This window comes from Paraburkholderia sp. BR10954 (assembly GCF_040965775.1).
GTDB lineage: Bacteria > Pseudomonadota > Gammaproteobacteria > Burkholderiales > Burkholderiaceae > Paraburkholderia > Paraburkholderia youngii.
The window spans coordinates 35,559-44,768 of record NZ_JBFRCK010000043.1 but is presented as its reverse complement, the minus strand read 5'-3'; the positions used below and the strand labels follow the sequence as shown (position 1 = coordinate 44,768).

The 9,210-nt window shown below is 63.2% G+C and carries 6 protein-coding genes; 5 read left to right on the top strand and 1 reads right to left on the bottom strand.

Going from position 1 to position 9,210, the window contains the following annotated elements; translation table 11 throughout:
- Positions 1 to 1,628: YadA family autotransporter adhesin (locus AB4Y34_RS36070; RefSeq protein ID WP_368718737.1), on the top strand; the 1,628-nt coding region annotated here is incomplete at its 5' end.
- Between the two features lie 332 nt (positions 1,629 to 1,960).
- Entirely contained in the window at positions 1,961 to 4,975 is a 3,015-nt protein-coding gene (locus AB4Y34_RS36065) for an ATP-binding protein (protein WP_368718736.1), read from the top strand.
- 95 nt (positions 4,976 to 5,070) lie between these two features.
- On the opposite strand, the gene AB4Y34_RS36060 is transcribed toward AB4Y34_RS36065, so the two are convergent.
- Positions 5,071 to 5,859, bottom strand: coding sequence for an IclR family transcriptional regulator (locus tag AB4Y34_RS36060; RefSeq protein WP_176385137.1), 789 nt, complete (start codon positions 5,857 to 5,859; stop codon positions 5,071 to 5,073).
- Between the two features lie 141 nt (positions 5,860 to 6,000).
- On the opposite strand from AB4Y34_RS36060, the gene AB4Y34_RS36055 reads away from it, so the two are divergent.
- From AB4Y34_RS36055 to AB4Y34_RS36045, 3 genes are all read left to right on the top strand, one after another.
- Positions 6,001 to 7,275 carry an aromatic ring-hydroxylating dioxygenase subunit alpha gene (locus AB4Y34_RS36055; RefSeq protein ID WP_176385139.1) on the top strand — a complete coding sequence of 425 codons (1,275 nt, stop codon included), beginning with the start codon at positions 6,001 to 6,003 and terminating at the stop codon, positions 7,273 to 7,275.
- A 105-nt stretch (positions 7,276 to 7,380) separates the two neighbouring features.
- Entirely contained in the window at positions 7,381 to 8,163 is a 783-nt protein-coding gene (locus AB4Y34_RS36050) for an SDR family NAD(P)-dependent oxidoreductase (RefSeq protein ID WP_368718735.1), read from the top strand.
- A gap of 16 nt (positions 8,164 to 8,179) precedes the next feature.
- A complete protein-coding gene (locus AB4Y34_RS36045; RefSeq protein WP_176385143.1) occupies positions 8,180 to 9,139 on the top strand; it encodes a PDR/VanB family oxidoreductase in 960 nt (319 codons plus the stop codon).
- The last annotated feature ends 71 nt before the right edge of the window (positions 9,140 to 9,210 follow it).

Sequence of the window (9,210 nt, the reverse complement as noted above, 5' to 3'; positions counted from 1 at the left end):
GTCGCGTGACGAACGTGGAGGGTTCGGTGCAGAACATCGCGAACGACCTGAGCAGCGGCGTGGTGGGTCTGGTGCAGCAGGACGCAGGTACGAACGCGATCACGGTGGCGAAGGACAAGGCCGGCGACCTGGTGGACTTCACGGGTACGGACGGTGTTCGCACGCTGTCGGGCGTGAAGGCCGGGACGCTGTCGGCGACGAGCACGGACGCGGTGAACGGCTCGCAGCTGTATGCGACGAACCAGGGTGTGGCGCAGAACGCCTCGAACATCGCGGGTCTGGACACCCGGGTGACGCAGAACGAGACGAACATCACGGGCATCGACCGTCGCGTGACGAACGTGGAGGGTTCGGTGCAGAACATCGCGAACGACCTGAGCAGCGGCGTGGTGGGTCTGGTGCAGCAGGACGCAGGTACGAACGCGATCACGGTGGCGAAGGACAAGGCCGGCGACCTGGTGGACTTCACGGGTACGGACGGTGGTCGCACGCTGTCGGGCGTGAAGGCCGGGACACTGTCGGCGACGAGCACGGACGCGGTGAACGGCTCGCAGCTGTATGCGACGAACCAGAGTGTGGCGAAGAACGCCTCGGACATCACGGATCTGGATGGCCGCGTCACGCAGAACACGACGGAAATCACGAAACTGCAGAGCCAGGTGGGCGATGTCGGAACGCAACTGTCGGGCGCGGTGCAGTATGACCGTTACGCCGACGGCTCGGTGAATCTCGGTTCCGTGATGCTAGGCGGAGGCCTAAGCGCGGGTCCGGTGATCCTGACCAATGTGGCCAACGGCACAAGCCAGTACGATGCGGTGAACTTCGGCCAGCTGTCTGCGTTGCAGGACCAAGTGACGGACCTCAACGGACAGGTGTTGGATCTCGGTAGCCAGATGTCGAACATCCAGCCGGGCAGTCCGTACTTCAATGCCACAGAGGTTTCGACGTCGGGCAGCGGTAGTGACGCAGTGGTCAATGCAGCGACGCCGGGTACCGGTGTGGGCAGCACGGCGGCCGGAGCGGGTGCTGCAGCCTCGGGCAACTACGCCACGGTGGTTGGCGCAAACGCCAGCGCGGCAGCAGACAACGCTGTGGCAGTCGGCGCCAGCGCAGCCGCTACCGGCGCCAACTCGACGGCGATTGGCACGGGCTCGCAGGCGGATCATGCGAACTCGGTGGCGTTGGGTCAAGGTTCGGTGACGGAGCGTGACAACTCGGTGTCGGTGGGTTCGGCCACGCAGCAGCGTCAGATCACCAACGTCGCAGCGGGTACGGCGGACACGGATGCGGTCAATGTCGGTCAGATGAACAGTTCGGTCGCACAGGGCGTGCAGCAGGCCTACAACTATAGCGACCAGCTGTTTAACCAGACCAACCAGGCGATCAACGATGTTGCCAAGAACGCTTACGCCGGTATCGCAGCGGCAATGGCTATGCCGAACATGACGCCGTCCGGTCCCGGGCGCACGATAGTCGCGGCCGGTGGGGCTACCTATAAGGGGGGAAGTGCTGCGGCAGTAGGAGCCACGTACCGTTCACGTAACGGTAAGTGGCTGATGAACGGCGCCGTATCGGTCACGTCGACGGGTGATGCTGGCGTGCGTGCCCAGGTTGGCTACGAGTTCTGATACCCGCGTTATGACAAAACCAGCAAACCGGTTGGCACATGGCTAGATGATGGAAATTGCACGGTCTTGCCGGTCACGGCAGACCGTGTTTTTTTATACCGGCAGATTTCCCCCTTGTCGTGTAGCCGCAATGCGTCGCTACATGGCGCCGCTCTCTGGATAAGGCTGTCTCTTGCAGATACAGGGCCGTCGTCGGCTGCATGAACGCGGGTTGAGGGGCTTCAAACGCCCAACGACTCAGATTGGCCGTATGATGCTGAAATCATCCCCCAGGGTCCCGGATCCGGTACGCCATGCCATCAAAAAGCACAGATTCCAGTGGACATGAGCGCGTGACTCACACGCCCGGCGTCGGCGCACACGTTGATGAGCCGAGCAGGCTCAACCGCTATCAGCGGACGCTCGTCATGGGGGCGGGCGTTGTCATCACGTTTGTGGTGGTGCTACTGAACGGCGTCTTGCTGCAATCGGCGGTTGCGGACTACATAGAAGATCTCTATAGGGACTTCTCTCTTCGGCAGGCCCACCTGCAGTTGGAGCTTCTCGAGCGGGAACGAACGCTGAGAGCCGCGATCCTGCACGAAGAATCGACATGGGGCACACGAGAGCCTCCACCCAAAGCACTCATCGACGAATTTGCCGCACAGCATGGACGAGTCGTTCTACAAAGGCATGCGAATTTTGATCCAGTGATGATGCTCGGCGATATTGGTCCGTCGCGGCCCGCATCGGATTTCGCACCGTATCTCTCGCTCGGCGTTGATTTTGAGTATCGTGTCGGGCCCTGGGCCAAGGTGCAGATCAATGCGGTGTCAGGGTATTTCTATTCGCCTGATCGGCACTTCGTCGGAATTCTTCCTGCACCGATACCCGGCGACCCGTTCAAGCAGAGCGGCGCGAAAGACGTCCATGAGCTTCTCGACCGCATTGCACCGGACATAGGCGATTTGACAGACCCAACGGTGGTCGAACGGTTGCGTGAGGGCGGCGGAGAATCCTGGTTTCCCCCAGTCACCGATCCTTTTAGCGACCAGCCCGCTATCCGACTTGTCATGCCGGCTTTTAGCGAGGGGAAGATATTCCTCGTGGCTGTCCGAAAGATTTACCTGGGTTCCCTAATCGAAAAGCTTGCCGGGGGCCGCTACGATGAACAAACGCTGCTGCTCGATTCCGCCGGTAACGTGATCCTCAGCACGGCCAAGCCAGGTACCGGCGCCGCCCTGAGGCAACGCATTCTCGATTCCCGTCCGCGAGCGGCGGAGCGCACAGCAGGAAACCGTAGTCATCGAAATGGACTGTTCATGGCCACTGAGGAAGTCACGAACACCGGCTGGACAGTCGTTTATGCATTCACATGGCGCACGATTCTGCGCGACTTGGGGCCGCGTCTCGCCACTTACATCTCGGTGATGCTGCTAGTGCTGGGTTTCATGTGGCTGCTTTTGCTGATGCTCGATCACAAGCTCTTCAAGCCCGACTACGAGCGTTCGCAACGAGTATTCGAAAGTGAGGCCTTGAATCGCACGATGGTTGCCGCCGCGCCGTCCGGCTTCGCGCTGCTGTCTTTTGAACAGGGCGAAATTCTGTTGCAGAGCAACCTGATGCGTAGCTACGAACTGAACACGCATCCGGACGAACCACGCTTGCACGAGCGTTTGCTCGCTCTCTATGACCACAGCCCCGGCGCTCCCGCGTGGCAGTCCGATCTGGAGATGCCGCTCAGGCTGGCCGATGGCCGCGTGGACGACCTGCTGGTGAGCATGGTTCGCACCAAATATCGCGGGAAAGACGTGTTGCTTTGCAGTTTTTCCGACATCACGACGCTGAAGAACACCGAACGCAAGCTCGACGAAGCGCGTGCCGCGGCGGACGCCGCCAACCAGGCGAAGTCGGCGTTCCTCGCGATGATGAGCCACGAAATACGCACGCCGCTCAATGCCATTCTCGGCAACCTCGAACTGCTCGGACGCTCGCCGTTGTCGCCGTTGCAGGAGGAGCGGGTAGGGATTGTCACGTCGTCGTCCACTGCGCTGCTCGGCATCATCAACGACATCCTCGATTTTTCGAAGGTAGAGTCGGGGCAGATGACGCTCGAGTCGATCAGCTTCGATCTCGCTCAGGTGATTCGTGAGGTGGCCGCGGTGTTCGAACCCGTCGCGCAGGCGAAGGGACTCGAGTTCGACTGCGTGATAGACGATGCGCTCGCGCCGCACTATCTCGGTGACCCGACGAGAATCCGGCAGATCGCGATGAACCTGGTCAGCAACGCGATCAAATTCACCGCCACGGGCGATGTCCTACTGGAGGTCTACCTGAAGGACGACACGGCCGCCGATTCTCCGATCGTGATCGGCGTCAGCGACACCGGCATCGGCATGACCCCGCAGCAGCAGGAGACGCTATTTCATGCTTTTACACAGGCCGATTCGTCGATTGCGAGGCGCTACGGCGGAACAGGCCTTGGACTCGCGCTCTGTCTGCGCCTGACTGAATTAATGCATGGCACGATCTGGGTGAAGAGCGAGTTGAATGCCGGAAGCACCTTCATCGTGACCTTGCCCATTCCGGTGAGTGCAGCCACCCCGGTCAGCGCCGCAGGACATACCAAAGCCGAATCGAAGCCCACCGCGATCGACACACACGCTATTCATATCCTCGTCGTCGACGATCAGCTCGCCAACCGGGAGTTGCTCGTCGCGCAACTCGCTACGCTGGGGTACGAGGCCGAAATGGCCGATAGCGGCGGGGCGGCATTGCGGCGCTTCAACGAGCGGCACTACGATCTGGTGATGACCGACATCAATATGCCGGGGATGGACGGATACGCGCTCGCGCGGTGCCTTCGTGCCCAAAGTTCGACGGTGCCGATCATCGCGATTACTGCGCACGTCGCGGCAGAAGTGCGCGCGCAATGCACGCAAGCGGGAATCGACGAGGTCCTGCTCAAGCCTGTCCTGCTCGACACGATGGACGCGACGGTGCGGCGGCTGGTCGACGAGGCGGCCAGGCGTCCCGCGAATGACACCGTGACGAGGCGCGACATCTCGCAAGGGCCGTTGCCCGAGCACATCCATGCCGCGATGTCTCAGGCGCTGAAGGATTCGCTTCGGGAACTCCATGCCGCCATTGAACTTGGGGATATGAAAACGGTGCTCGCCCAACTTCATGCGGTACGCGGATCTTTCGCGATGATTCAGGAAACCGAAGTAGCGACTGCTTGCGCACAGATGGAGCAGCAAGCCAGAAATAACGACCTCGCTGCCGTCAAGGATGGGCTCGAACGTTTCGAGCCACTTGCATATTCGGCGCTCGCGCGGCGCGTCATTGGCGTGCAGTCCGACGCATGAGTTTCGGCGTCAGCGCTGAGTCAGCCGGCGCCTGAACCGAGCGTCGACTTCGCCGCCGACACTCCCCGCGTTGGCCAATATCTTCGATGCCGATTTCACCGGCGCGTCGCGACCGGCACTCGTCCCGTTTCCCCTTGATGCCCCAGCGCGCGCGACAGATTCCCCACCTCTCGCTTGAGCAACGCCGCGAAGTGCGCGACGCGCTCGTCGGTTACGCGCACGCTCGGCCCGAAGATGCACACCGAACCAGCCACCTGGTTCGCACCGTTGAAGAACGGCGCGGCCACTGCGACTGCGCCGGCGATCAGTTCGTGATGGCTGGTGCCGAAGCCCTTCGCGCGGACGGCATCGAGATCGGCGGCGAGCGCCGCGACGTCCTGATTCGGATCGGTCAGATAGCGCCGCAGATCGTCCTCTGACAGCGGCATCTGCGAAAGAATCGTGCGGCCGCTCGCGCCGAGCACGAGCTTCTCGCGATAGCCGACTCCGCGCCGGAAACTGAGCGGCTGCGGACTTTCCAGTTCGGCAACGCAAATCCGGTAGGTCCCCTCCGGCACGAACAACGCGACCGTCTCCGAGGTCGCTTCCCAAAGCTCGCGCAGCATCGGCTGTGCGAGCTGCGCAATCGTATTGTTCGCCATCCACGCGTGCGCGACTTGCGCGACAGAACTGCCGAGCCTGAAGCGCTGCGGCTCGCCCGACGACGCGAGAAAGCCGTTCTGTTCGAGCGTATTCAGCAGCCGGTACAGCGTCGGTCGGCTCAGGTCCACGCGGGTCAGCAACTCCGCGACGGTCAATTCCTTGTCCCCGGGTCGGAACGCCAGAAGAATTTCTAGCGCTCGTTCGACTGCGCGCACATTTTCGTGCGGCTTTTTTTCTTCCATTTGAAATTTCCTTTCCGCGACGGTCCGCGTCGATTGCACATTGTAGTGAAAGTCCCTATCGGCACGAACTTGACTCACATCGATCTGTCCGTACAATGAGACCACATTCTCACACAACGGACAACTGGAGTCGGAGGAATTATGGACAAGAACATGTCGGAGACGTTGGTTCGCACTGGCCCGGGCACGGCGATGGGCAATCTGATGCGCCGCTACTGGGTGCCGGTGCTGCTCGCGAGCGAAATCGCGGAGCCCGATTGCCCGCCGGTGCGCGTGCAGATCCTCGGCGAAAAGCTGCTGGCCTTTCGCGATTCCGAAGGCCAGCCCGCGCTGATCGACGAGTTCTGCTCGCACCGCGGCGTGTCGCTCTACTTCGGCCGCAATGAAGAGAACGGCATTCGCTGTTCGTATCACGGCCTCAAATTCGACCGTAACGGCAACTGCGTCGAAGTGCCGTCCGCACCGCAGGCGTGCAAGCACATGGGCATCACCGCGTATCCGTGCATCGAACGCGCGGGCATCGTGTGGGCGTACATGGGGCCGAAGGACCGCCAGCCGGCGCCGCCGGATCTCGAGTGGTGCAACCTGCCGGACAGCCACGTGTTCGTGTCGAAGCGGCTGCAGGAATCGAACTACCTGCAGGCGATGGAAGGCGGCATCGACACGAGTCACGTGTCGTATGTGCACCGCTACGAAGTCGACGATGACCCGATGCACCAGGGCACGAAGGCGCTCGACTACATCAAGGCGGACGGCAACGTGATCTTCGAGATCGAGAAGCAGCCGTTCGGCCTCACGCTGTTCGGCCGCCGCAACGGCGAGCCGGATTCGTACTACTGGCGCGTCACGCAGTGGCTGTTCCCGTGGTACACGCTGATCCCGCCGTTCGGCGACCACTCGCTCGCGGGCCACGTGTGGGTGCCGATCGACGATCACAACTGCTGGGCATGGAGCATCAACTTCCGTCCGGACCGTCCGCTCGACGAGCAGGAACTGGCCGACCTGAACGCCGGCAAGGGCATTCACTGCGAGTACGAGGAGGGTGGCTCGTTCCGTCCGAAGGCGAACAAGGACAACGACTACCTGATCGACCGCAAGGCGCAGAAGGAAAAGCGCGCGTACTCGGGCGTGTTCGGCTTCGCGATGCAGGACGCGTCGCTGCAGGAAAGCATGGGTCCGATCCAGGACCACAGCAAGGAAAAGCTGTTGCCGACCGACCGCGCGATCGTGATGGCGCGCCGCATGATGTACGAGGCGGCCACGGCGCTGGTGCCCGACACCGATCCGCCCGCGATCGACGCCGACCAGCAGCGCGTGCGCGCTGCCGGCGTCTTGCTGCCGCGCGATCAGAAGCCACAGGAATGGGCGGTGATCCATCTGCACGACGGCAAAGACCAACCGATCTACACGATCTGATGCGCGGCGGGGCCGGGCTTCGCGCCGCCCCCGCGTGTCGTCGTCTGGTCCGACTGGACCTTCTGCCCATTCCGCAAAAGGAGGCCGGCTGCGCGCCGGCAAGCAATGCAGCAACGTAAAAGACTCGAAGACAAGGTCGCGCTGATCACTGGCGGCGGAGGCGGCATCGGCGCCGCGACCGCGCGCGTGTTCTGCGCCCAGGGCGCTGCGGTAGTGCTCGTCGATGCGAACCCAGAGGCGCTCGCGCGCGTCGCTGAAGAACTGAAGGAGGCCGACACGTCGGCGCGTGTCGAGACGTTCCCTGCCGACGTGTCGGATGACGCCGATGCGGTGCGCGCCGTGCAGTTCGCCGTCGCTTCGTTCGGCCGGCTCGACGTGCTGGTCAACAACGCGGCGATGCGCAACTACAGCGCGCTCGCCGACGCGACGCCGGCCGAGTGGCAGGCGATGGTGTCGGTCAATCTGGTCGGCACGTCGAACTATTGCAGGGCGGCGCTGCCGTTCCTGCGTCGCGCGGGCCGCGCGAGTATCGTCAACGTATCGTCGTGCTATGCGGTGACCGGCCGCAAGGGCATGGGCCTGTACGACGCGACCAAGGCCGGCATGCTGGCGATGACCCGCACGCTCGCGTTCGAGGAGACCGCGAACGGCGTGCGCGTGAACGCGATATGCCCCGGTTCGACGCTGACCGGATTCCACGTGAACCGCGCCATTGCAGCGGGCAAGAGCGTCGAAGTGCTGAAGACGCAGCGCCAGGACACGTCGCTGATCGGCCGCTGGGCGTCGCCCGAAGAGATCGCGTGGCCGATCCTGTGGTTCGCGAGCGACGAGGCGTCGTACATCACCGGCACGACGCTGATGGTCGACGGCGGCCTGTCGGCGATGTGAGCGGAGGAGAGGTGGCATGAACATGACCGATTCCACGCTGATGGTGCGGGTCGCCGCACGGCGCGACGAAGCCGACGGGATCGCCGGCTTCGAGTTCGTCGATGTCGACGGCCGCGAGCTGCCGCCGTTCGAGGCGGGCGCGCACATCGACGTCTACGTGCCCGGTGGGCCGGTGCGGCAGTACTCGCTGTGCAACGCGCCTCACGAGCGTCACCGGTATCAGATCGCGGTGTTGCGCGACGCCGATTCGCGCGGCGGCTCGCTGCGCATGCACGACGCGGTGAGCGAAGGCGACGCGCTCCGCATCGGCGTGCCGCGCAATCATTTCCCGCTCGCCCGCCATGACGCGAAGCCGCTATTGCTCGCGGGCGGCATCGGCGTCACACCGATTCTCTGTATGGCGGAGCAGCTGGCAGCGATGGGCGCGGCGTTCGACATGCATTACTGCGCGCGCTCGAAGAGCCGTGCGGCGTTCGTCGAGCGAATCGCCGCGTCGTCGTGGGCGGACAACGTGCAATACCACTTCGACGACGAGCACGGCATGCTCGATCTGAAAGCACTGCTGAGAGGCGGCGCGGACCGGCATCTGTACGTGTGTGGTCCGCAGGGCTTCATGAACGCGGTGCTCGATACGGCGCGCTCCCTCGGCTGGAGCGACGATCGTCTGCATTACGAATACTTCGCGGCGGCGCAGCCTGCCGGCGACGGCGGCTCGTTCGACGTGCGGCTCGCGCGCTCGGGCCGCGTCGTGCCGATCGCGGCTGATTGCACGGTCACGCAGGCGCTCGCGGCGGCGGGCGTCGATGTGCCGGTGTCGTGCGAGCAGGGCATCTGCGGCACCTGCATCACGCGGGTGCTCGAAGGCGAACCCGACCACCGGGATCTGTACCTGTCGCCCGAGGAGCAGGCCCGCAACGATCAGTTCCTGCCGTGCTGTTCACGTGCGAAGTCGAGGGTGCTGGTGCTCGATCTGTAACGGCATTCGCCGGCGCCGGTCGCAGCAGGCGGCCGGCACCCTATCCATCAGAAAGAAAGAAAACGGGCGGC

Coding starts and splice junctions, on each gene's coding strand:
- AB4Y34_RS36060 (WP_176385137.1), bottom strand. CDS start 5,859: ATGGAAGAAAAAAAGCCGCACGAAAATGTGCGCGCAGTCGAACGAGCG.
- AB4Y34_RS36055 (WP_176385139.1), top strand. CDS start 6,001: ATGGACAAGAACATGTCGGAGACGTTGGTTCGCACTGGCCCGGGCACG.
- AB4Y34_RS36050 (WP_368718735.1), top strand. CDS start 7,381: ATGCAGCAACGTAAAAGACTCGAAGACAAGGTCGCGCTGATCACTGGC.
- AB4Y34_RS36045 (WP_176385143.1), top strand. CDS start 8,180: ATGAACATGACCGATTCCACGCTGATGGTGCGGGTCGCCGCACGGCGC.